Origin of the sequence: Rhodococcus parequi (assembly GCF_046042785.1) — a bacterium.
GTDB classification, from domain to species: Bacteria; Actinomycetota; Actinomycetes; order Mycobacteriales; family Mycobacteriaceae; genus Prescottella; species Prescottella parequi.
This window is the reverse complement of the sequence record NZ_JBDLNV010000001.1, coordinates 615,166-639,823: the sequence shown is the minus strand read 5'-3', so window position 1 is coordinate 639,823 and position 24,658 is coordinate 615,166. Positions and strand designations below refer to the sequence as shown.

Annotated in this window: 16 protein-coding genes; 6 read left to right on the top strand and 10 right to left on the bottom strand. The window is 67.8% G+C overall.

The genetic code is table 11. From position 1 onward, the window contains the following. Positions 1–57: 57 nt before the first annotated feature. Positions 58–333 (bottom strand): PepSY domain-containing protein, encoded by a 276-nt coding sequence (locus tag ABEU20_RS03025; RefSeq protein ID WP_420162884.1) that lies wholly within the window; start codon positions 331–333, stop codon positions 58–60. A 129-nt stretch (positions 334–462) separates the two neighbouring features. On the opposite strand from ABEU20_RS03025, the gene glgX reads away from it, so the two are divergent. Further along, complete coding sequence (gene glgX / locus ABEU20_RS03020; protein WP_420162883.1) at positions 463–2,583, top strand: glycogen debranching protein GlgX; 2,121 nt, start codon at positions 463–465, stop codon at positions 2,581–2,583. After that, positions 2,580–4,958, top strand: coding sequence for a malto-oligosyltrehalose synthase (treY, locus tag ABEU20_RS03015; protein WP_420162882.1), 2,379 nt, complete (start codon positions 2,580–2,582; stop codon positions 4,956–4,958). Before glgX ends, treY begins: the two co-directional genes overlap by 4 nt. A 37-nt stretch (positions 4,959–4,995) precedes the next feature. Here treY and ABEU20_RS03010 read toward each other — a convergent pair whose 3' ends face one another. Next, positions 4,996–5,841: an SAM-dependent methyltransferase gene (locus tag ABEU20_RS03010; protein WP_420162881.1), complete on the bottom strand. Its 846-nt coding sequence runs from the start codon at positions 5,839–5,841 to the stop codon at positions 4,996–4,998. Between the two features lie 121 nt (positions 5,842–5,962). Here ABEU20_RS03010 and ABEU20_RS03005 point away from each other — a divergent pair, with 121 nt between their 5' ends. Then, positions 5,963–6,775 carry a mycofactocin-coupled SDR family oxidoreductase gene (locus ABEU20_RS03005; protein ID WP_420162880.1) on the top strand — a complete coding sequence of 271 codons (813 nt, stop codon included), beginning with the start codon at positions 5,963–5,965 and terminating at the stop codon, positions 6,773–6,775. 57 nt (positions 6,776–6,832) lie between these two features. After that, complete coding sequence (gene treZ, locus ABEU20_RS03000) at positions 6,833–8,593, top strand: malto-oligosyltrehalose trehalohydrolase (RefSeq protein ID WP_420162879.1); 1,761 nt, start codon at positions 6,833–6,835, stop codon at positions 8,591–8,593. Here the strand turns inward: treZ and ABEU20_RS02995 are convergent. The 5 genes from ABEU20_RS02995 to ABEU20_RS02975 all read right to left on the bottom strand — a co-directional run bounded on the left by ABEU20_RS02995 (position 8,574) and on the right by ABEU20_RS02975 (position 15,016). After that, positions 8,574–9,311: a class F sortase gene (locus ABEU20_RS02995; protein WP_420162878.1), complete on the bottom strand. Its 738-nt coding sequence runs from the start codon at positions 9,309–9,311 to the stop codon at positions 8,574–8,576. The two genes, treZ and ABEU20_RS02995, sit on opposite strands and share 20 nt — an antisense overlap. A 15-nt stretch (positions 9,312–9,326) precedes the next feature. Next, positions 9,327–9,479: a hypothetical protein gene (locus tag ABEU20_RS02990; protein ID WP_420162877.1), complete on the bottom strand. Its 153-nt coding sequence runs from the start codon at positions 9,477–9,479 to the stop codon at positions 9,327–9,329. A gap of 3 nt (positions 9,480–9,482) precedes the next feature. Beyond that, positions 9,483–10,289: a class E sortase gene (locus tag ABEU20_RS02985; RefSeq protein ID WP_420162876.1), complete on the bottom strand. Its 807-nt coding sequence runs from the start codon at positions 10,287–10,289 to the stop codon at positions 9,483–9,485. Between the two features lie 35 nt (positions 10,290–10,324). Beyond that, complete coding sequence (locus ABEU20_RS02980) at positions 10,325–10,465, bottom strand: hypothetical protein (RefSeq protein ID WP_420162875.1); 141 nt, start codon at positions 10,463–10,465, stop codon at positions 10,325–10,327. 150 nt (positions 10,466–10,615) lie between these two features. Continuing rightward, positions 10,616–15,016: a DUF5979 domain-containing protein gene (locus tag ABEU20_RS02975; protein WP_420162874.1), complete on the bottom strand. Its 4,401-nt coding sequence runs from the start codon at positions 15,014–15,016 to the stop codon at positions 10,616–10,618. Between ABEU20_RS02975 and ABEU20_RS02970 the strand changes: the two genes are divergently transcribed. After that, complete coding sequence (locus ABEU20_RS02970; RefSeq protein WP_420162873.1) at positions 15,006–15,542, top strand: hypothetical protein; 537 nt, start codon at positions 15,006–15,008, stop codon at positions 15,540–15,542. The two genes, ABEU20_RS02975 and ABEU20_RS02970, sit on opposite strands and share 11 nt — an antisense overlap. Positions 15,543–15,865: 323 nt before the next feature. Here the strand turns inward: ABEU20_RS02970 and ABEU20_RS02965 are convergent, their stop codons facing one another. Beyond that, entirely contained in the window at positions 15,866–20,635 is a 4,770-nt protein-coding gene (locus tag ABEU20_RS02965) for a DUF7507 domain-containing protein (protein WP_420162872.1), read from the bottom strand. Between the two features lie 450 nt (positions 20,636–21,085). Then, complete coding sequence (locus ABEU20_RS02960; RefSeq protein ID WP_420162871.1) at positions 21,086–22,600, bottom strand: MFS transporter; 1,515 nt, start codon at positions 22,598–22,600, stop codon at positions 21,086–21,088. Positions 22,601–22,717: 117 nt separating this feature from the next. Here ABEU20_RS02960 and ABEU20_RS02955 point away from each other — a divergent pair, with 117 nt between their 5' ends. Next, entirely contained in the window at positions 22,718–23,284 is a 567-nt protein-coding gene (locus ABEU20_RS02955; RefSeq protein WP_420162870.1) for a TetR/AcrR family transcriptional regulator, read from the top strand. Here ABEU20_RS02955 and ilvA read toward each other — a convergent pair. Continuing rightward, on the bottom strand, positions 23,277–24,629 hold the full coding sequence (ilvA, locus tag ABEU20_RS02950; RefSeq protein ID WP_420162869.1) for a threonine ammonia-lyase IlvA: 1,353 nt from the start codon (positions 24,627–24,629) through the stop codon (positions 23,277–23,279). The two genes, ABEU20_RS02955 and ilvA, sit on opposite strands and share 8 nt — an antisense overlap. Positions 24,630–24,658 lie beyond the last annotated feature (29 nt).

Here is a 24,658-nt window from a genome sequence, read left to right as displayed (position 1 = left end):
TTGCGGGACAAACCGTTCAAACGCCGCGCCCTCGGGGGCGGCCGTCGAATCCTCAGTCTAGAGCGTCGCGGCGTCCGCCGGTTGGTCCTCGACGATGCGACCCGTCTGCAGGTCGATCTCGATCTCGCGCCGTTCGCCCTGGAGGTTCACGTAGTCGATCTCGACGGTGGGACGACCGTCCTCCTCGTCGAGTTCGATGCCCAGGATCGCGGGCCCCGGTGGAGCTTCCTGCGCCGCGGCGTGGCCGGCACCGACCACGAGTGCTCCGGGTCCGACGACGGCCGAGAAGATCACCACGGCGGCCGCCCTCGCTGCGCGGGACTTGGAGAGCATGAGACCTCACCTCGTTCGGCTGGGCGATTTCGTTCCACGCTAGTCCGCGCACCCGAACGAGGGACAGACCCGTGAATCCCCGCCCGCAGCGCGGGTGAACCTTGTCGCCTGCGGCTAGGGTTCAGCAGCATGGAGCGCAGCGACGGCCCCGGCGGATCGCCGCCGGTCGAGACGTGGCCGGGGGCCGCGTATCCGCTCGGTGCCACGTACGACGGCGGCGGCACCAACTTCTCGCTGTTCTCCGAAGCCGCCGAGGCTGTGGATCTGTGCCTGGTGGCGAAGGACGGCACGGAGACCCGCGTCCCGCTCGACGAGGTCGACGGCCACGTGTGGCACGCCTATCTGCCGTCGGTCGGCCCCGGACGACGGTACGGCTTCCGGGTGCACGGCTCGTTCGATCCGGGGTCCGGGCAGCGGTGCGATTCGTCCAAGTTCCTGCTCGATCCGTACGGCAAGGCCTTCGACGGCGCCTTCGACGGCCACCCGTCACTGCACACCTACGGCGAGGACACGCTCGGCCACACGATGACCACGGTCGTCATCGATCCGTTCTTCGACTGGGGCGCCGACCGCCCGCCCCGCATCCCCTACCACGAGACCCTCATCTACGAGGCACACGTCAAGGGCATGACCGCAGCACACCCGGAGGTTCCGCCGGAACTGCGCGGCACGTACGCCGGACTCGCGCATCCGGCGGTGATCGACCACCTGCTCGCACTCGGCGTCACGGCGATCGAGTTGATGCCGGTGCACCAGTTCATGCACGATCAGGTACTGCTCGACCGGGGCTTGCGAAATTACTGGGGCTACAACAGTTTCGGCTTCCTGGCGCCGCACACCGAGTACTCGTCGGCCACCGAGCCGAGCGGCGTGGTCATCGAGTTCAAGGCGATGGTCCGCGCCTTCCACGACGCCGGCATCGAGGTGATCCTCGACGTCGTCTACAACCACACCGCCGAGGGCGACCATCGCGGTCCGACCATCGTCTTCCGCGGCATCGACAACGCCGCCTACTATCGCCTCGACGACGCCGATCGGTCCTTGTACAAGGACTACACGGGCACCGGAAACAGCCTCGACGCGCGGCATCCGCACACCCTGCAACTCATCATGGACTCGCTGCGGTACTGGGTCACCGAGATGCACGTCGACGGGTTCCGCTTCGATCTGGCCTCGACACTCGCCCGCGAATTGCACGACGTGGACCGGCTTTCCGCGTTCTTCGATCTGGTGCAGCAGGATCCGGTGGTGAGCCAGGTGAAGCTGATCGCCGAACCGTGGGACGTCGGCGAGGGCGGTTACCAGGTCGGCAATTTTCCCGGGCTGTGGACCGAATGGAACGGCAAGTACCGCGACACCGTGCGCGACTACTGGCGTGGGCACCCCGCCACTCTCGGCGAGTTCGCGTCCCGGCTGACCGGATCGTCGGATCTGTACGAGGCCACCGGCCGCCGCCCCAGCGCGAGCATCAACTTCGTCACCGCCCACGACGGCTTCACCCTCGCCGACCTGGTGTCGTACGACGAGAAGCACAACGAGGCCAACGGTGAGGACAACCGGGACGGTGAGAGCCACAACCGGTCGTGGAACTGCGGGGTGGAGGGCCCCACCGAGGATCCGGGGATTCTCGCCCTGCGGGCGCGGCAACGCCGGAACATTCTCGCGACGCTCCTACTGAGCCAGGGCACCCCGATGCTCGCGCACGGCGACGAGATGGGTCGCACCCAGTACGGCAACAACAACGTCTACTGCCAGGACTCGCCACTGTCGTGGATGGACTGGTCACCGATCGACTCCCACGCCGATCTCCTGGCGTTCACCCGCCGGGTGGCGGGATTGCGGGCCACACACCCGGTCTTCCGCAGGCGCAGGTTCCTCGCCGGCCGCCCGGTCCGCGACGAGCACCGCCCCGACATCGCCTGGCTGACGCCGTCCGGCCGGGAGATGACCACCGAGGACTGGGACAGCGGTCTCGGCAAGGGCCTGGCGGTCTATCTCGGCGGTGACGCGATCCCCGAACCCGATCACCGGGGGCGCCGCGTGGTCGACGACTCGTTCCTGCTGTTCTTCAACGCCCACGACGCGGATCTCGAGTTCGTGGTCCCGGGCGCTCCGTCCGAAACGCGATGGGTCGGCGAGCTGGACACCACATCGTCCACGGGGGCAATGGGTCTCGTCACCGAATCCGGGGCGGTACTCACCGTCCGGTGCCGTTCCCTGCTGGTGTTGCGCCGGGACCGGCCGTCATGAGACCGATCACCGCGACCTACCGCCTTCAGTTGCGGGGTGACGTGTTCACCCTCGACGACGCACGTCGGCTGGCCGACTACCTCGACCGCCTCGGCGTCTCGCACCTCTACCTGTCCCCGATCCTCACGGCGATGCCCGGCTCCACCCACGGGTACGACGTCACCGATCCCACGTCGGTGTCGGCCGAACTCGGGGGGCGGCCCGCACTCGTCGCGCTGTCCGCGGAACTGAGCGAGCGGGACATGGGGCTGATCGTCGATCTGGTGCCCAATCATCTCGGCATCGGCCGTCCCGAGCGGAATCGCTGGTGGTGGGATGTGTTGACCAACGGGCACCGCTCGCCGTTCGCGCGGTTCTTCGACATCGACTGGCGCGACGACAACGGCTCGGACGGACGGATCGCGCTTCCGGTACTCGCCGACGAGCGCGACCTGCTCGGGTTGACGGTCGATCGCACCGGCGGGACTCCCCTGCTGGCCGTGGGCGACCAGCGCTATCCGATCGCGCCGGGCACCGACGACGGGGACCCGAGGGAGATCCACGCCCGGCAGGCGTATCGGCTGGTGCCGTGGCGGCAGGGCCTGGTCGGCTACCGACGCTTCTTCGCGATCAACGATCTCGCCGCGCTCCGACAGGAGGACCCTCGGGTGTTCGACACCACCCATCACCAGTTCGCGTCGTGGGTGCGCGACGACATGGTGGACGGTGTCCGTGTCGATCACCCCGACGGGCTCAGCGATCCCGCGGGCTACCTGCGCAACCTGCGCGAGCTGATCGGCCCCGACCGCTGGCTGGTGGCGGAGAAGGTCCTCGCGGCCGGTGAACCTCTCGATCCGACGCTGCCGATCGACGGCACCACCGGTTACGACGCTCTCGCCGAGTACGGCGGCGTCTTCCTCGACCCGGACGGGGCCGCCGCGCTGACCGAACTGGCGGGACGTGCCGGCGCGACCGGAGACCGCGACTGGTTGGACGAGAACGGAACCGAACTGCGCCGCAGCGTTGCTCGCGGCGACCTCGCTCCCGAGGTCCGGCGGCTGACGAGGGCGGTGCTGCGGGACTCCCCGACGTTCTGCAGCCCGGAGCAGTTGCGTGAGGCCCTCGTCGAGGTCCTCGCCCGGATGCCGGTGTACCGGGCCGACTACGCGCCGTTGGCGGGCGTCCTGCCGCGTCTCATCGGCGACATCGCCGACCGCCATCCGGAATGGTCGACGGCGCTGACGACGCTCGCGAGCGCCCTCGTCGACGGCCCGGAGTCCCGAACCCGGTTCCACCAGGTGTGTGGTGCCGTCACCGCGAAGGCCGTCGAGGACTGCCTGTTCTATCGCACTCCTCGCCTGGTATCACTCCTGGAGGTCGGCGGCGACCCCGGAGTCGTCGGCTGCTCCCCCGCCGAATTCCATCTGCGCGCCCATGAGCGCGCCCGACTCTGGCCGCGCACGATGACGACCTTGTCGACGCACGACACCAAACGCGGCGAGGACGTCCGCGCCCGTATCGGGGTGCTCACGCAGGTCCCGGAACTGTGGGCCCGGTGCGTCGCCGACTGGGAGATGTCGGCCCCCAGTCCGGACGGTGTCCTCGGTCTGATGCTGTGGCAGAACATGTTCGGCGTGTGGCCCGTCGACGGACCGTCTCCCGACGCGGGCGATCTGCGGCCGCGCCTGCACGCCTACGCGGAGAAGGCGGCCCGCGAGTCCGGTGTGCGCACGTCGTGGACCGACGTCGACGAGAAGTTCGAGGGCGCCGTGCACGACTGGATCGACCGGGTCCTCGACGGGCCGGTGGGCCGCAGTATCGGCCGGATCGCGCAGCACCTGGCGCCGCACGGATGGTCGGACGCGCTGGGCCAGAAGCTGTTCCAGCTGTGTGGACCCGGCATCCCGGACGTGTACCAGGGCACCGAACTGTGGGAGGACTCGCTGGTCGATCCCGACAATCGGCGTCCCGTCGACTACGCCGTCCGACGCGCCATCGTGAAGTCGATGGACACCCCCGGCGTCGAGACACCACCGATCGACGCGTCGGGAGCGGCGAAGCTGCACGTGACGCGGATCGCGTTGCGGCTGCGCCGGGAACGCCCGAACAGCTTCGTCGGCGGGCACTACCGACCGGTGTTCGGAGTCGGGCCGGCCCGCGACCACCTACTCGGGTTCGCGCGCGGACCCGTCGGCGCGGCCTCCGATGTGATCGCACTGGCGACCCGGCACAGCGTGCTGGTCGCCGAGAGCGGTTGGGGCAGTTCGGGCATCGCGCTGCCCACGGGCAGCTGGTTCGACCGGCTCACCGGGGAGCTCTACACCGGCTCGGTCCCGCTGGCGAAGGTGTTCGGCCGGCTACCCGTCGCCCTGCTGGTGCGGCTGGACCGGCCCTGATCCATCCGACACCAGATCGACACGGGCGCGGTGCCCTTCACTTGCGCCGGGCTGCAACCAGCCATCGCTGTCCCGGGCGCGCACGCCAGGTTCCGGGTCCTCCCTGCACCGCGCGACCGTACGTTTCGGCAACGTCGTCGATCGGCACGGCCTCGGCACGCCAGCCGTACGAGCCGAACCAGGCCACCGGATCGGGCGGGCCGTTCGAGCGCAGCATCGCCAGCCACTCGTCGCGGCTGATCGGGCTGTCGCGAAACAGCGGTGAGTCGTTCAGTGCGGCGGCCGCATCGGCGTTGGTGATGGTCGCCCCGACTGCGCTACCGGGCGCCGACAGCTCGCCGAGACGGGTCATCAGCGCATCGACGGCCTCGTCGGGCAGGTACATCAGCAAACCCTCGAGGATCCACGCCGTCGGGACGTCCGGATGGAACCCGGCATGACGAAGAGCAGCGGGCCAGTCGTCGCGCAGGTCGATCGGCAGGACGACGCGATCGGCCGACGCGGGCTCGGCGTCGCCGAGCACCTCGGCCTTGAAGCCGATCATGTCCGGGGTGTCGAGTTCGTACACGGTGACCGGGCTGCGCCACGCCAGCCGGAACGCGCGCGTGTCGAGGCCGGCACCGAGCAGCACCACCTGCCGACAGCCCCGGTCGACGGCGTCGAGCGCGAAATCGTCGAGGAACTTCGTGCGCGCGGCCACCCAGGCGGTCAACATCTCTCGCGAGAAGTCGTCCATCGTCTCGGTGGGTGGATCCCACCCGGAGGCTCGGACGAACTCGCGCGCCCACGGGTCGTCGAGCAGTCGGTCGTCCCGGCCTGTTTCGAGAGCTCGTGCCGCTGCGACGAACACCGCAGTCATGCCCACTCCGCGAGGTCGATCCATGGCAGTACCTCCTCGGCCCACAATCGATTGTCCTCCCGGTCAGCGAGACCGCGCCGCCCCGAGTCGACACCACTCCATATGGTCCAGATCACATGATCGTCGAGGACTGGAGGCAGCACCCATGAGCGCGAACCGTTTCGTCGGCAAGGTCGCATTCATCACCGGAGCCGCGCGGGGCCAGGGCCGCGCCGAGGCAGTCCGACTGGCATCCGAGGGCGCCGACATCATCGCGATCGACGCGTGCGCCGAATTCGATTCCACCGCCTACGACGGTGCCACCGAGGCGGATCTCGCCGAGACGGTCGCGCAGGTCGAGGCGCAGGGCCGGAAGATCATCGCCACCAAGGCGGACGTGCGCGATTTCGCCGCGGTCTCCGAGGCGCTCGCGAGCGGCATCGCCACGCTGGGCCGCCTCGACGTCGTCGTCGCCAACGCGGGCATCTGCTCGGGTGCCATGTCGTGGGAGATCACTCCCGAGCAGTGGCAGGAGACGCTCGACGTCAACCTCACCGGCGTCTTCTACACCTGCAAAGCCGCGATCCCGCACCTCATCGAGCAGGGCGAGGGCGGCTCGATCGTCATCACCAGTTCCGTCGCGGGCCTGCGGGGTCTGCCGTTCCTCGGCCACTACGTGGCCAGCAAGCACGGCGTCACGGGGCTCGCGAAGACCCTCGCCGTCGAGCTCGGCGCGCACAACATCCGCGTCAACACCGTCCATCCCAACGGGGTCGAGACGGGGATGCAGGTCAACGACATGCACGCGCTGGTCCAGGAGTACGCCACCACGCTGGCCCCGATCTTCATGGGCAGCCTGCCCGACCAGATCAGCCTGCCCGAGGACATCGCCAACGCGGTCGCGTGGCTGGCGTCGGACGAGGCCCGGCACGTCACCGGCATCCAGCTGCCCGTCGATCTCGGGACCCTCATCCGCTGAGCGGCTGATCGACACAGGTCGGCTGCGGTGTGCACGGGATCGGGGCATGCTGATCACGTGCACACCTTCGAGGTCTGGGCCCCGATCCCCCGCTCGGTCCGCGTCCACGTCGACGGGTCCGAGCACGAGATGACGCGGTCCGCCGACGGATGGTGGCACGCGGACGTCGCAGCCGAACCGGCGGCGCGGTACGGGTACGTTCTCGACGACTCCCCCGTCGTGCTGCCCGACCCGCGCTCACCACGGCAGCCGGAGGGCGTGCACCTGCCCTCGCAGCTGCACGAGCTCGATACCGCGCGGTGGACGGACGCGGCGTGGACGGGCCGTCAACTCGCCGGCAGCGTCGTCTACGAGCTGCACGTGGGCACGTTCACCCCCGAGGGCACCTTCGACGCGGCGATCGGACGCCTCGACCACCTCGTCGACCTCGGTGTCGGCTTCGTCGAGTTGATGCCGGTGGCGGCCTTCAACGGAACGCACAACTGGGGCTACGACGGCGTGCTCTGGTACGCCGTCCACGAGCAGTACGGCGGTCCGGACGGGCTGCAGCGGTTCGTCGACGCGTGCCATCGTCGCGGGCTCGCCGTCGTGCTCGACGTCGTCTACAACCATCTCGGGCCGTCGGGCAACTACCTCGACCGGTTCGGGCCGTATCTCGCCGACGGCGCCAACTCGTGGGGCCGCGACGTGAACCTGGCCGGTCCCGAATCCACCGAGGTGCGCCGCTACATCGTCGACAACGCGCTGCGCTGGTTCCGCGAGTTCCATATCGACGCACTCCGGCTCGACGCCGTGCACGCGCTGGTCGACAACTCGGCCACGCACCTGCTCGAGGAACTGTCGACCGAGGTCCACCGGCTGTCGACGCACCTACGCCGGCCGCTCACGCTGATCGCCGAGAGTGACCTCAACGACCCTCGTGTCATCACCGCGCGGGCCGCCGGCGGACTCGGTCTCGACGCGCAGTGGGACGACGACATCCATCACGCGATCCACGCCGCCGTGTCGGGCGAACGGCAGGGTTACTACGGCGATTTCGGCTCGTTGCAGGCCCTTGCCCGCACCCTCACCCAGGGCTACTTCCACAACGGCACGTATTCGTCGTTCCGGGGTCGAATTCACGGGCGCCCCATCGACATCCGCCGGATCCCCGCCGACGCGCTCCTCGCCTACACGTGCACGCACGACCAGGTCGGCAACCGCGCCACCGGTGACCGTCCGGGCACGTACCTTTCCGACGGGCAGCTCGCGGTCAAGGCGGCACTGGTCCTGTGCTCCCCGTACACCCCGATGCTGTTCATGGGAGAGGAGTGGGGCGCCCGAACCCCGTTCCAGTACTTCACCTCGCACCCCGAGGCCGCGCTCGGTGCGGCCACCGCGGAGGGGCGGCGGCGCGAGTTCGCCGACTACGGCTGGGATACCGACACCGTTCCGGATCCGCAGGAACCGGCCACCTTCCAGCGTTCCAAACTCGACTGGGACGAGCCGACCGTACCGGCGCACGGCCGCCTACTCGAGTGCTATCGCGCGCTGATCTCGCTGCGGCGCAACCGATCCGAAATCAGCGATCCGTGGCTCGAACACCTGGGCATCGAGTACGACGAGGACGGCAAGTGGATCGCGCTGATCCGCGGGCCGTTGCGTGTCGTGTGCAACCTGGGCGCTGACGCGGTGACCGCACCCATCGGCGGAATCCCGCTGTTGTGGTGGGACGAGCCCACCGTCGACGAGACCGCGTCGGCGGTGGTGCTGCCGGGCTACTCGTTCGCGGTCCTGGACGCCGATCCGGCCGCCCGCATCAGAACGGGACGGCGGTGACCACCACGTTCTCGAGGTAGGTCCCCTGCCCTTGCGCATCCTTCACGATCTCCCCGCCACACGTGACGATGTGCAGTTCCCGCGGGCCACCCGGGCCCTGAAACGCCCAATCCGGTAGCGCCTGCTTGACGAACCGCTCCATCTTCGTGATCTTCCAGCGGGTCACGACGCCGTCCTTCGTCACGTACACCGCGTCCCCCGGGTACAGCGTGTGCATCCAATACAGCGCGCCCTCCCCCTGGTTCGCGTTGTCCACGTGACCGGCAACCAGGATTCCCCCGTCCGGTGCCGCGATCGGCGCCGAACCCGTCCAGTACGTCACGTGGCTCACATCCCGCGGCAACAGCAGGCTCCGATCCGCCGCCAACCCGAGCGGATCGAGTGTCGTCTCCACCCCTATCGCCGGGATCACCACACTGTTGTCGGGCAGTGGTCCGAACGGCACCTGCGGCCGATCTGCCGGATTCGCAGCCGCCGGGCCCGGCTTGCGCGCCTGTCCACCTGCACCGATCCCAGGCAAGGCGCCGTCGACCGGATCGGCGACGCCGTCCGGTGACAGGTCGAACGTCGCACGCGGCACCGGAGCCGCGGCAGCCGGCTCGGACTGGAGTCCTTGGAAGACGAGAACGCCACCACCCGCGAGCAGGATCAGCGCAGCGACGACCAGCAGTACGGTCGCGCCCCGACCGGCTCGTCGCGTGGCCTCGTGCCTGCCCATGCCTGTCCGCCCTCCCTATACGGTGACGTCAGAGTAGGGCATGTGCTCGGACACCCAGGGGAAGACGACTTCCATGAGCACCAGCACGAGCGCGAGCGCGAGAACGATGGCGAGCAGGGCCTTCACCGGTCGGGGTCCGGGGAGAGCGCGCCAGAGGTAGCCGTACATCTTCTACTCCTGCAACGCCGCAGGCTCGACACCTGCGGACTTCGGAATCGTTTCGACGCGAACCGCATGCACGATCATGCGTTCGGCGTTCGAGAACAGCGGGTGGCACGTGGTGAGCGTCAGGGTGCTTTCGAGCCCGGTGTGCGGTTCGACCCACGGAGCACCGGGCATCGGGTTGACGACCTCGATGTGATCGGGCGTAGTGATGTGCCGGCCCTGTACGTGGGCGTAGTCGCCGGCGGCGACACGCTCGGTCTGCTCGGGGCTCAGACAGGAGGTCGCCACCGCGCGCCGGTCGGTCGCGGAAGTCTCGAGCGGGAGCACTCGGTAAGTGACCCAGTGGAATTCGGTCTCCACGATGACGGCATCGCACGCGGCGAGACGATCGAGGTGCTGGAACACCGCGCCGGTTCCGATGCGGTGTCCGGCGAGTGCGAAGTTGCCGGGCTCCCCGGGCATCTGGGTGTCGACGTAATGGCCGGGGCCGGCACGCAGGTCCTCGCTCCGTGTGCCCTCCACGACGGCGTAGGCCGCGTCGAGGGCGGGAATATGGAGGCGCGCAAACCCTTCGCCGAGCGCAGGCGTCGGCGGGGCGACCGGCTCGTCACCGGTCGCCCCGGCCCCTCGGCCCCAGGATTCCTCCAGACTGTTGTCGACCTCCTCCTGCAGCCTTCCCGAGACGATGTTCGTCCAGAACGCCTCGTAGAAGACGAAGAGCAGGAGGACGACCCCGGCGGTGAGGAGCAGTTCGCCGACAACCCTGCCTGCCTTCGGCCGGGCCTCCGGCCCATGAACTTCGGTATCGCGCATGGGCCGGAGCCCCCTCCACAGACGAGTCGGACCGGCTAGCTGCCCACGTTGACCGCAGCGCTGCCGGCGCCACCGACCAGATCATAGAGAAGGACCGACAGCCGACCGAGACCGTCGATCACAGCCGAACCGGTGGTCTGGACGTCGAACGTGAGAGAAAGAGGAAGGACGAGCACGGAAAATTCTCCTTTTCGAGGGCGGCCGAATCGTCGGCCGCGATATTCCTGATCCGCTGGTGAGCGGTATTCGATCGGTGTGGCGGCGGCAGGGGGCGGATGCGACCGGGGAGGCCGCACCCGCCCCACTACCGTGTGCCGGCCGAGGGACTACCCCTCGCCGGACACCCGCCTGCGGCTACGCAGAGTCAGCCACCCACCACCGGCGATCAGCGCGAGCGCTGCACCGGCGAGCCAGATGACGTTCGCACCCGTCACGGGCAGCGACGACGACTGGTCCGGAGCCGGCTTGCCCGGCGCCGGCTTGCCCGGCGCTCCGTTGTGGCCGGTCTCGCCCGCATTCTCCGGCGTGACCGGTCCACCCGGCTGGCCCGGCTGTCCGGAGACCGGAGGCGTCGGCCACTCGGAGCCCGAACCCGGCGGGATCAGCGATCCACTCCACGGCGGCAACGGAATCGGGAGCGGGATGATGATCAGACCGTTACTGCTGGTCTTGTTCTCGAGTCCCAGCACCACCGGGTCGTTCGGGTCACCGGTGAGGGTGACGGACACGCCGGTCGGCGCGCCCTCGATCTCGACGATCTCCGCACTGCCCTCGTCGACGCTCCACAGCACCTCGCCCCACTTGACGTTGGTCACGTCGGTGCGGGCGCCCGTCTCCACGAAGGTGATCTCCGTGTCGAGCGGGAACTGGACCCGGCCGTCGACGACTGCGGCATCACAATCGGCGGTCGGGGTCGCCGGAGCGCCCGGCTTCACATCGAGGACGCAGGAACGCTTCTCGTCGTCGACATCCGTCCACGTGGCCGTGACCTGGAAAATCGTCGAGCCGTCCTTGGCGACCTGATTGCCCTTGGGCCCGGTCACCATCTTGTCCATGTCCACGTCCACGGTCGGGATCGGTCGGTTGCGGATCTCCACCACGGATTCGTCGCCCGCAACGATCTGGACCGTGTTGCGGTCACCGGGCTCACCGGCATCCGCGGCCACGTAGTAGAACGGCCGCGCCCAGTCCATTCCGGGCAGGGCGGCGGGATCGACCTCGGAGAAGGTGATCACGGTGTTCCGCGGCAGAACGTCGCCGGACTTCCAGCTCCAGCCGTTTCCGGCGTCGAGGGTGATGGTCTCACCCACCGCCGGGAAATCGGTTCCTGCCGGCAGCGCCGGATCGATGCCCTCGATCCTGACCTCGAACGCCGCACCGTCGGGCAGATCAGCCTCGGTGGCGGGGATGGGCTCCTCGCCGTCGAAGACGAACTTGGTGAACTCGACGGAGCCGTTCCTCCACAGCGCCTCGTTCGACAGGGTGATCAGACGGCCTTCCGTCGGATCGTCGGAGACGATGCCCGTCGCGGTGCCACCGGGATTCGTGACGAGCCACGATTCCCCGTTCGGATCCGTGCCCCACGAGATCGTGCCCCACTCGACTCCGGCCACCTCGGGACGCCCCGTCTCGGTGAAGGTCACCTCGGTTCCGACGGGAAGGTCGACGCCGAGCAGCGTCGCCGCGCCCTGCTTCACGGTCAGGTCCTTGGTGACGTACTCCGTGCCGTCCTTCCAACGCGCCTGGACCGTGAACTCCGCGTCGTCGCCGACCGCCTCGGCGGCCTCGCCGCCGACCTGCTTGGCGATGCGGAGCGTGCCGTCGTTCTTGTCGACGTAGTTCGTCACCTCGACCTTGCCCGCGTCCTTCCCGATGGTCGCCACGGCCGAACCGTCGTCACCGATCGTCACGTTCCCGGAATACGAGGGCACGCCCCAGGCGATGCCGTTACCGTTTGCCGGAACCGTCTCGGTCAGCGTGACTTCGGTGCCGCCCGGCAGATTCACACCGAACGGAACCGCGGTGCCGTCGGCCGGAAGCGTGAGCGTCTTGGACTGCGGCACTCCGTCCGCGTTCCAGCTGGCGATCACGTCGAACGTCTTCGGCACGGACTTGTCGAATGCCTCGGGACCCGTGAGCTTCTTGCTCACCGCGAAGGTCCCCATGGTGACCTTGGCCTCGTTGGTGACGGAGACCCTGTTCGCTGCGGCATCAGTGCCGATGGTGAGCGTCTTCGGCTCGATCACCGGCGCCGACCACGTCACGCGGTCGGTGTTCAGCGGCAGAACCTCGGAGAAGGTGACCTTCGCCCCGATGGGCAGGTCTCCCAGTTCGAAGTGCTGACCGTGCCGCAGGGTGAACTGACGCACCTCGTCCCCGGTGGCATCGTCGTCGTCGGCGATGTGTGCCTCGATGACGAAGGACTCGTTACCGGTGAGACCACCGAGCCCGTCACCCACGACGGTCTTGGTGATCGTCGCCTTACCCAGGACGGCGTTGTTGACCAGGGTGACACCGATGTTGGTCTTCGGCGCAATGGTCACGACCGCCTGGGTCTGCTCCGCGTTCAGGGTCACGCCCGCTGCCGGGCGGAACTTACCCTGCTCGAAGTAGACGCCGTCGACCGTGGGCAGATCGATCTCGGACAGACGGATCTGCCAACCGGTGCCACGCGGATTGACTCCGCTGACCGGAGTGCCGTCGGCCTTCACCGTGACGTTGTACGAGCTGTCCGGCTTGTCGGTCGCCGGATTCTTCCCGGGCGCGAACTCCTCGACCTTCACCGTGAATTCGGTGTCCGCCGGGAACTTCTCGGAGGACGTGGCGACCTCCTTCAACAGCGAGAACGAGCCGCGCGACACACCGGTGCCGGTGCCGCCGCCACCCCACTCCTGTCGGACGCTGCTCGTGATGGCATCGCGGCCCTGGTAGGTGAGCGAGTTTCCGTACACCGTGCCGCGCCCGTCGAGCCCACCACTGGCGGTGCAGAGGGTGTAGTCGATGTAGTACCGGGTCTCACGGTCGTACTCCTCCAAGGGGAGGGTGAAGTCGACCCCGCCGGCAGTGCGCACGACACCGGTGGCGGCGGTGAGGTCCCGCTCGGCAACCGCCTTGTCGCCGAGGAAGTCCCGAGCGATCACCCGGAGGTTGAGGTTTGCCTTGATGTCGTTGCCGACGTCGCACACGGTCAGGGTGCCCGAGAAGGTGTCACTGATGACCGCAGGTTCCGTCAGGCCTTCGAGGTGGCGTCCGGGGATCTCCACCTTCCAGTCGAGGGTGGTGCCGGCCGGCTGCTTCTCACCGGCGACGTCGCGCTCGGTGGTGTTGAGCTGGCCGCTCTTGCCGCTCTTGAACTCCGGCCCCCTCACCGAAGCGGTGACGGGCGGACGGCCGTTGAGGCTCGCCGAGTTGGTGAACACCTCGGCGTTGTCCGGCACCCTGTCCTCGGTGAGGCAGGTCCGGTAGCTCACGTAGTAGTACTGCTCGGGGTCGAACGCGGCGACGTCCTTCGGCGTGATCGTCACGCTGATGTCCTTGGCGCCGGAAGCTGCGCTGGTATCGATCGTGAACTGGCCGGTGACATCTGTGCGCCCCGGGCTGGTGCCGCTCGCATCAGGCAGGTAGTTCGCCTTCGCGATCTTCACCACGAGCCCCGTCTCACAGACGGCGTGTGCGCCCGTGAGGGTATCGGCGATGGACACCGTATGGCCGGCGCTGCCGGCGATGAACGTGCCCGGGACCACGATGGTCCAGGCCGCCTCCTTGTAGCGCTTGCCCTTGTCCAGGCTGCCGGACTTCGACGGCGCGGTCTGCGGCGTCCAGTCCTGGCCGACGCCGGCCGACGGCACGTCCTTGTTGCCGATCGTCACGGCGTTGTCGTAGACGGTTCCGACAGGATCCACCTGGCCGCTGGCCGTGCACGAGGTGTACTCGATCCGGTACAGCAGGTTGCTGTCGAATGCCTTGCCGTTCGTGAGCGCGATCGAGACGGGTTCGCCCGCGGCATCCTGGGTGACGGTGACGCCACCGCTGACCGCCTTCAGATCGCCCGGACGACCGGACTGCAGCGTCGCATTGAGCCGACCGGTGTCGCAGAGCTTCATGTTGGCCGAGAGCGCGTCGCTCAGGGTCACCGAACCGGTGCCGGCTGCGTCCAGAGCGGCCAGGTCCTTGCCGGGAATGTCGATGGTCCACCGCACGGCCTGCTTGTCCGACTGGAGCTTTCCGGACTTCTTGGCCGCGCCGAGATCCTTGCCGTCGCTGATGCCGCCGCCGCCGGGCAGCGGGTACGACTGCGTGAACTCGCCGTTGAGGACGAAATCGACGTCCTCGGCCGTCGTGTACGCAACCGCCTTCGTGTAGACCTCGAAGTCGCCGTAGACGTCTTCAGGCTTGTCCGCCACCGCGTCGGTGAGCACGCAGGTCATGAGATTGGTGGCGGCCACCAACTCGCAGGTGCCCCAGAGCGTGCCGCCGCCGACCAGATCGATCCTGGGGTTCGCGTCGAGCTTCAGCTCGCCAGGGAACTGGACCGTGAACTGGTCGCCGGGCTGGGGATCGGCGGTACGCGCGTCCCACTCGCCCTTCACCGAGACGGAATCTCCGACCTTGATCTGCTGGCCCTTTGCTCCCTCGACCTGGACGTCGGTGATCTTGACGGTGATCTTGTCGTTGACTCCGCGCGGGGTGACGGCCGCGGCGCGCTGCTGCGCCGTCGTGGGGGGCACGCTCGTCGTGGTCACCGGCGGCGTCGACGTCGACTCGGCCGGGGCCTTCGTCGTGGTCTCGGGCGCCTGCGACGTGGAGGTCACCGGCGCCTTGGGCGTGGTCGTGGTCGTCGGCGCGACTGGCGCGGAGCTCTGTCCCGTTGTCGAGGGCGAACTCTCGGCGGGGCGCGTCGGAGCAGAGGTGGTCGAGGTGTCGCTCGGGTTCGCCGAGGCCACCGGGGCGATGGAGAACGAGGATAAGACCAGAGTCAGAACCGCAAAGATCATTCCGAGCGCCGCCCACCGTGACACCACCTCCCCTCCGGCACGACGCAGGAACACACGTTTACGCATGAAGGACACCTCTCGTTCGACACACCCGATTTGCCGCACGCCTGGCGAAGGCCGGCGACCGACTACGGAAACAGGACAAACACCTCATATACACGAGGCGGCGACACGAAAAGTGACACAGAAACTCGTCCACACCCGGGATGAGATCGCGATCGAGAGCGCGCGTCGGTCGAGAGAACCGTTGCACGGCTGATGAATTCAGAATCGCGCCACGAGCCGATCGACACGAACCGGCGAGGAGCGGCGCCTGCGCGCCGACGGCAATCTCACCCTCGAAATCATCCGCCCCGCCGACGAAAGGTGACCCACCGCACACCCCGGCGCCCGACCGGGTGGACCCCGTTCCGAGCGCGGGCGATGCACGCGGAATGTGTCGTACACCACTGTGCCCCAACGAGTCCGTGTCTGCCAGCCGAACCGAGGAAGGCGCGACCCGATCACTCGACGAACCCGGCCGAAGCAGGGTGGTCCGGGACGGACATCGTCCCGGACCACCCTGTCAACCGTCAGCGATCATCACAGGTCGGTGACATCGCCTTCCTCGGACTTGCGCCTGCGCAGTGCCACGAGCAGCACACCGCCCGCGGCGACCAGCAGCACCAGCCCACCGGCAACGAGGCCGGAGTTCAGTCCACCGCCACCGTCACCGTCAGCGCCCAGACCGGAGTCGATGAGTCCGCCCTTGGGGTTCGACGCCTGGTTCTCGGTGTCCGCGCCCGCACCCTGGCCTGCAGGACTGCCCTCACCCGCGGGGTTGCCCTCACCCGTGGGGCTGCCCTCCACGACCGGGGTGTCCGGTCCCGCCGGCTCTCCCGCGGAACCCGTCGACCCGGTCGAGCCGAGGGAGCCCGTCAGGAGCCCCGGGATGATCGGGATGATGATCAGACCCGGGAAGCTCGACTTGTCCGGTGTCACCGTCTCGTTCGACGGCTCCGACACCACCTCGTCGCCCTTCGGGTTCGTGCCCGACGCGGTCGCGACGTTGTCGATCCGACCGTTCTTCACGTCGGCCCGCGTCACGACGTAGGTCGCGGTGCATGCCACCGAATCCTTCGGCGCCAGCGACTTCGACTCGTCGGGGCACGTGATGGCCGACATCGTGCCGGTGCCCGTGAAGTCGCCCTCGTTCACCGTGACGTCCTTCAGGGTCACGTCACCGACGTTGGTGATCACGAACCGGTAGGTCACCTCCTGACCCAGCTTCACCTTCTCGCGCGGGTTCGCCTTCTTCACAATGCTGATGCCGGGGTGCGGATGGCCCGGCAGCGATACCTGCGACTCCGGCGACTCGATCGGTTCCTTGCCCGGCGGGGTGCCGGTCGCGGTCGCGACGTTGTCCAGCGTGCCGGCATCGATGTCGGCCTGCGTCAGCGTGTAGGTCGCCGTGCAGGTCACCGCGGCACTGGGCGCCAGCGCGCTCGCACCGGCCGCGCAGATCGGATCGGACATCGGACCGGAGCCGGTGAAGGACTTCTCGTTCGGGCGAACGTCGGTGAGCGTGACGTCACCGGTGTTCGTGATCACGAACGAGTAGGTGATCTCCTTGCCCACCGTGAACTCCGACGAGTCGGAGATCGACGCGGTCTTCACGATCGACAGGTCCGGGTTCGGGGTGCCCTCGATACCACCGTCCGACGGCGGCGACTCGATCGGCTCCTCGGTGCCCGGCGGGGTGCCGGTCGCGGTGGCCGTGTTCTCCACCTTGCCGGCGTCGACATCGGCCTGGGTGAGCTCGTACAGTGCCGTGCACGTCACCTGCGCACCCGGTGCCAGCGACTTCGCCTCGTCCGGGCACGAGAGATCGGTGATCGTGCCGGTACCGGAGAAGTCGCCTTCCTTGATCGAGACGTTCGCCATCGTCACGTTGCCCGTGTTGGTGACCGCGAACGAGTACTTCACCTTCGCGCCGGCCTTGAAGCCGTCCAGGCTCGTCAGTGAGGCCGACTTCACGACCTCGAGTTGAGGCGCCTGCTTACCGGTGACGTCGACGTCCGACGGATCGGATTCGATCGGCGTTCCCGACGGCGGGGTACCCGTCGCCGTGGCGGTGTTCTCGACCTTGCCCGCGTTCATGTCGTCGACCGTGAACGTGTAGGTGGCCTCGCAGGTCACCGACTTTCCGGGATCGAGTTCCTTCGCGTCGTCCGGGCAGCTGATCGCGGACAGCGTTCCCTTGCCCGAGAACTCGTTCTCCTTGACACCGACGTCCTGCAGGGTCTGATCACCGGTGTTGGTGATCGTGAACTTGTAGGTGACGGTGTCGTTCACGTTGACGTTCTCGCGCGGCTCCGCGGTCTTCTCGAGCTTCAGCCCCGACTGGGGATCACCGGCGAGGTTCTCCTCGTCCTGCGGCGATTCGATCGGGGTTTCGGTGCCCGGCGGTGTGCCCGTCGCGGTCGCGATGTTGTCGAGCTTGCCGGCGTTGACGTCCTTCTGCGTCAGCTCGTACGTCGCGGTACACGACACCTTTGCACCCGGCGCCATGGACTTCGCCTCGTCCGGGCAGGATACGTCGGAGAGTGCACCGCTACCGGAGAACGCACCCTCGACGACCTCGACATTCGTCAGGGTCTGGTTGCCCGTGTTGGTGATGTCGAAGGTGTAGGTGACCTTCTGACCGACCTTGAAGTCCGAGACACCCTTGGGCGATGCGGTCTTGACGATCTCGAGGTTCGGCTTCTGGTTACCCGTCAGTTTCGCGTCGTCCTCGTCGGACGTGACTGGACCGCCCGACGGCGGAGTGCCCGTCGCGGTCGCGGTGTTGTCGAGCTTGCCCCGGTCCACGTCCGCCTGGTCGAGCTTGTAGGTGGCGGTGCAGGTCACGGATGCATTGGGCGCCAACGACTTCGCAGCATCAGGGCAGTCGAACGCCGAGATCCTGCTGCTATCGCCCGTGAAGGCGGTCTCGTTCGGGTGCACGTCCTTCAGCGTCACGTTGCCCGTGTTGGTGATCGTGAAGCTGTAGGTGACGGTCTCGTCGACCGCGAACTTGTCCGGATCCATCGGCGACGCCGACTTCTCCAGGCTGATCGCGGGCTTCGGCTCGCCCGAAAGCGTCTTGTCCGACGGCTTCGAGGTGACCGGCCCACCGGACGGCGGGGTGCCCGTCGCGGTCGCGGTGTTCTCCAGCTTGCCGGCATCGATGTCGGCCTGCGTCAGCGTGTACTTCGCCGTGCAGGTCACCGATGCACCCGGCGCCAGCGACGCCGCGCCCGCCGGGCAGTCGAACGCGGACATGTCACCCGAACCCGAGAAGGCGGTCTCGTTCGGATGCACGTCGGTGAGTGTCACGTCACCGGTGTTCTTGATCAGGAAGGTGTACGAGATCTCTTGGTCCACCTTGTAATCCGCGGTGGTCGACGGCGACGCATCCTTCACCAGAGAGAGCGACTCGGCGGGATTCCCTTCGACGATCTCCTTGCCCGGAGGGGACACGATCGGCGTGTCGGTGCCCGGGGGCGTGCCCGACGCGGTCGCGGTGTTCTCGATCTTCTTGTTGTCGATGTCCTTCTGCGTCAGCGTGTACTCCGCGGCGCACGTCGCCGACGTCTTCGGCGCGAGAGCCTTCGCCGTGTCGGGGCACTCCACCGCCGACAGCGGACCGGCGCCCGTGAACGTACCCTCGTTCACGCCGACGTCCCGCAGCGTCACGTCACCGGTGTTGGTGACCTTGAAGCTGTACTTGATCGTCTGACCCAGCTTGTAGCTCTCCGCGTCCTTCGGCGACGCGGACTTCACGATCGAGATGCCGGGCGCGGCCGGACCACCCTTCAGTGGCACCTTGGACTCGTTGGAGTTCACCGCCTTGCCGCCCGGATCGGTACCGGTTGCGGTCGCGGTGTTGTCGAGAGTGCCGCGGTCGATGTCCTCCTGCTGGAGCACGTATGTCGCGGTACACGTCACGGAAGCCTTGGCCGCCAACGACTTCGCGCCATCGGGGCACGTGACGTCCGACATCTTCGCCTTGCCGGAGAAGTCCTTCTCGACCGGCTTGACGTCCTTCAGCGTCACATCGCCGGTGTTGGTCATCGTGAAGCTGTAGGTGATCGTGTTGCCGACCGTGAAATCGGCTGCAGTGTTCGGCGCTGCCGTCTTCTCCAGGGCGAGACCGGACTTCAGCGAGCCGTTCGTGAACGTGCAGCTGATGCTCTTGCCGGCGGAACCACTGGGAACCGCCACAGTGCCTGTCGCGCCGTCCCCACTCGAGATCTTGGCCGCCGTCTTCGCGTCGACACACTCCCACGTCGTGCGGTAGTTCGAGAGATCGGCGCCGCTCTTCGCAGTCTCCTTGATCGTGTAGGACTTGCCCGAGAGACCGAGCACCGGCCCCGCCACCGCATCCTGCAGCCCCTTCTTGTCACCGGACGTCGTCGCCGTGTTTCCGGCGCTCAGGCCGTTGCCGGTGATCTCGAGGCCGAACTGGTCGCCGGATGCGACGCGGCCGTCGGGAAGGTTCTTGTGGAGCTCGATGGTGACCGGATCGGTGCACGAACCCATGTCGGTCATCTCGCCCGCTTCGGAGAACGACGCCACCTGGCCACCGGTGCTGGGATCGACGCGTACCAACTTGCTGCTGCTGCCCACGTACAGGTAGCCGCTCGGTCCGAAGGCGATGGAGTTCGCCGACGCGAAGGCGTCCGACAGATCCGTTACTGCGGTGCCGGCCAGCGTCTTGGATCCGGAGGTCGGGATCGGACCGGGTACGACGTAGACGCGCCCCTTACCTTCACTGGCGACGACGTACATGTTTCCGGTCGCGTCGAAGGCGAGGTCACCGTTGCCGCCGGGGGCATCCTTCAGCGTCGCTTTCAGCACGACACCCAACACCTCGTTCGTTGCCGGGTTGTAGGCGCCGAATGAGAAGTCGTTGCCGTTGTCCCTGCCTCCGAAGTAGAAGATGCCGGTGGCCGGATTGATCGCGCCGTGGGTCGCCTTCACGCTGAGGTTGTGCGACGCACTGGTGGTCTTCCCCGTCGCCGCGTCGTACTTGTAGATCGTCTTACCCGAGGTATAGACCGCGTACTTGCCGCCAGGCCCTAGCCCGAGCTGGTTGACGCTGGTACCGGTGACTTCGAAGTCAGTGGTGGCGATACCGGTCTGCGGATCTATCCGCTTGGCGGTCCCCTTGTTGTTCACCGAGTACAAAACGTCGCAACTGAGCGTGCCCGCGGCTGCCGCCGCCCCCGCCCCGACCGTCGCGGTCGTAATCGTGACCATGGCGGCCAACATGGCCATGACCACAGTTCGGATGACGCCCTTGCACAGGGCGCCGCTCAACCTCACCATTTGAGGCCCTTCTTATGGACGCCCGGCCGGATTCGGCAGCGAGCGATGGATGACATGGACAATCACCCCGACGCGGGACATACAAACACAATCGGTAGTACACGTCCTTCACCCGAAGAGCCCCTCGAACGGCTTCACCCGACCTCTCACCCTCATGAAACTACAAGCGCAGCAGGGCATTTCATTTACAACAGGCACCGAGGGTGAAGAGGAAGGGTGATAGCGCAAGATTCAACCGTTTCACCCGCAGATTCATACTTTTGCACTGCAGTCCAAACTCGCTGCGCACCAGAGGCATTCGACCGGCGGGAGGTAGACCGGCGCGCAGACTGCGGGACAGCCCCTACCTCGCTGTGACGCCTGGCAATTCCCGTTACTGATGTGACTTGATGCGCACACGCGAACGGCCCGCTCGATAATCAATCGAGCGGGCCGCTGTGGCGTTACGGATCAGCGACGGCCGAGCATGCGCGCCACCAGGATTGCCGTGATCAAGAGTACGACCGACGTCGCGCCGGCCGCGATGTGCATGCCGTCGACGAACGCCGCCTGCGCCCCGTCGACGAACGCCTCGGCTTGTGCCACCGGCATGCCCTTCGAGACCTCGACAGCGCCACCGAGCGTGCCCTGTGCGATGTGCGCCTGATCGGGGGCGAGTGCCGAGACGTCCATTCCGCGACGGAAGATCGCGAGCACCACACTGCCGAGGATCGCCACACCCAGCGCGACACCGAGTTCGTATGCGGTCTCGGAGACCGCGGACGCGGCGCCCGCCCGTTCCGGTTCCACCGAGCTCACGACCAGATCCGACGTCAGCGTGAGCGCCACGCCGACACCGGCGCCGGCGAGCACGAACCCGATCACGAAGGCCTGCGGCCCGCTGTCCGGCTGCAGGGCGATCATGACGGCGGCACCGATTGCCGCGATCACCAGACCGGTGCTGAGCACCCGGTTGGGCGCCCAGCGGCGCACGAGCCACGCCGCGGCCAGCGACGCGAACGCGCTGACCAGCGTGCCCGGCAGCATCAGCAGGCCGGCCTCGAGCGGCCGATAGCCGAGCACCAGCTGCAGGTACTGCGACCCGAAGAACAGCACACCGGCGAGTGCGAAGATCGACAGCAGGTTGGTGAGGACGGCCGTCGAGAAGGCCGGCCTGGCAAACAGCGACAGGTCGATCATCGGGTCGGCCAGGGTCTTCTGCCGGCGTACGAACGCCCAACCCGCGGCCAGACCGATGACACCGATGCCGGTGAGTATCCAGCTCGGACCGTGGACCGCAGTCTCCTTGACCGCGTACACCATCGGGACCATCGCCAGCATCGACAGGCCCGCACTGGCCAGGTCGAAGCGGCCCGGCGCAGGGTCCTTCGACTCCGGGATCACCAGCGGGCCGAGCAGGATGAGGCCCACCATCACCGGGATGTTGATGAGGAAGACGGAACCCCACCAGAAGTGCTCGAGCAGCCAACCGCCGATCAGCGGGCCGGCCGCGGCGCCGCCGCCCGCCATCGCGCCCCACACGCCGATCGCGGTGGTCCGCTGGCGCGGGTCGACGAACATCGTGCGAATCAGGCCGAGGGTTGCGGGCATCAGTGTCGCGCCCGACACGCCCTGCAGGACCCGGGCAGCGATCAGCATCTCGGGGCTCCCCGACCACGCCGCGACCAGCGATGCCAAGCCGAACCCGGCCGCACCGATCAGCAACAGCCGGCGCCGTCCGATGCGGTCGCCCAGGGTGCCCATCGTGACCAGCAGACCTGCCAGCACGAACGAGTAGACGTCGATGATCCACAGCAACTGTGTGCTGCTCGGCTCGAGATCCTCGCTGATGAACGGCAACGCGAGATCGAGCACCGTCGCGTCGACCGAGATGAGCAGAACCGCGAAGGCGAGCACGACCAGCCCGAGCCAGTCCCTCCGGCCGGCCGTCACGTCGTGCGGATCCCGCACCGTGCTCACAGACATGCTTCCACTCCCACGAACCGATAGATGAACGAGAACCGACCGGGGAGTTAACCGTCCAGCCGGTACAGTAGCGACTCCAGCCTAGCAGTCGACCGTCCAGCCGGTACAGTGATTTTCATGGCATCCGACACCCGCGACCGCATTCTCGACGCCCTCGAACGTCTCCTGCTCGAGCAGGGACTCGCGCAGGTGACGCTCGAGGCCGTGGCCGCGGAGGCCGGGGTCTCCAAGGGTGGCCTGCTCTACCATTTCCCGAGCAAGGAAGCCCTCCTCGCCGGGATGGTGCGACGCCTCGGCGACCGGTCCGACCAGCAGCTGGCCGACGCCGTCGCCACCGGACGGACCGTTTCGGAGATCTATCTGCAGTACCCGCCGGCCGAGTCCGCAGACGAGATGACGTTGTACCGGTCGATGCTTGCCGCGATGCGGAGCGCCGACGGACAGCACGACGAGGTACAGCAGGCGATCGCCGACGTGATGCGCTCGTGGGACGACGGGCTACTGGCCGAGATCGACGACCCCGTCCACGCCGAGATCATCCGTCTCGTCGGCGACGGCATCTATCTGGCGGCACTGCTCGGACTGCCGGAATCGGATCCGGACCTGCACCGCCGGGTCGTGAACCGACTACTCGGCACCGACCCGGCGGGCACGGAACGTCCGGACGAGAACCCCGCTACGTGAGATAGCGGTACGCCGGCGAACCCGGCTCGAGCTGCTCGACGACGATGCGCGAGGTCCGCATGCGATCGAGCAGATCCGACAGCCCGTCCGCCGACCCGAGTTCGATGCCCACCAGTGCGGCACCGGTCTCGCGGTTGTTGCGCTTGACGTACTCGAACAGCGTGATGTCGTCGTCCGGGCCCAGGACCTCGTCGAGGAACCGGCGCAGCGCGCCCGGCTCCTGCGGGAAATCGACGAGGAAGTAGTGCTTGAGACCCAGATGGACCAGCGACCGCTCGAGGATCTCGCCGTAGCGGGACACGTCGTTGTTGCCGCCGGAGATCAGGCACACCACGGTGCTGCCGGGCGCGACGTCGAGCTGGCCCAGCGCCGTCACCGACAGCGCCCCGGCGGGCTCGGCGATGATGCCCTCGTTCTGGTAGAGCTGCAGCATCGCGGTGCAGATCGCACCCTCGTCGACCTGCGTCATCGCGAACCGCTCGGGGCCGTTCCCCGTGCGGGTGCCCGTCACGAGCGGCAGCGACGCGTGCGAGACGACACTCGCCCCGAGCGCGGAGACCACCGCGTACGGCAGGTCGCCGACCCGCTTGACCGCTGCCCCGTCGACGAACGGGTCGACGTCGGGCAGGGTGACCGGACCGCCGGCCACCAGGGCCGCGGTCATCGACGCCGCACCGACCGGCTCGACGCCGACGATCGTCGTCTCGGGTGCACGCTCGTGCAGATAGGTGGCGATGCCGGCGATGCAGCCGCCACCGCCGACCGGGACGACGACACTGTCGGGCGCCTCCCCCAGCTGTTCGAGGATCTCGGCCGCGATGGTGCCCTGACCGGCCGCGGTACGCGTGTCGTCGAACGGCGGCACCATCGTGGCGCCGGTCCGCTCGACGTCCGCGGCGGCCGCGGCCGCCGCGGCGTCGTACGTCTCGCCCGTCGGGATCAGCTCGACGAAGCCACCACCGTGGACCACGATCCGGTCCCGCTTCTGCTTGGGTGTGTTCGCCGGCACGTAGATCCGGCCGCTGATCTCCATCGCCCGGCAGGCGAAGGCGACGCCCTGCGCGTGGTTGCCGGCGCTGGCCGCGACCACACCGGCGGCGCGCTCGGCGTCGCTGAGCTGCATGATCAGGTTGTAGGCACCGCGCAGCTTGTACGAGCGGACCACCTGCAGGTCCTCGCGCTTGAGATACACCCGGGCACCGGTGAGGGCCGACAACCGCTCGCTCAACTGCAGCGGCGTGGCGTCGATAATGTGCGCGATTCGCTCCGCAGCGGCGTCGATCTCGTCCGCGGTGAGCGCGGGCGAGGTTACCTTCAGATCTGCGAGTTCCGGCGAATTAGACACCCACGCATTTTCCCACTACAGGCGGGCGC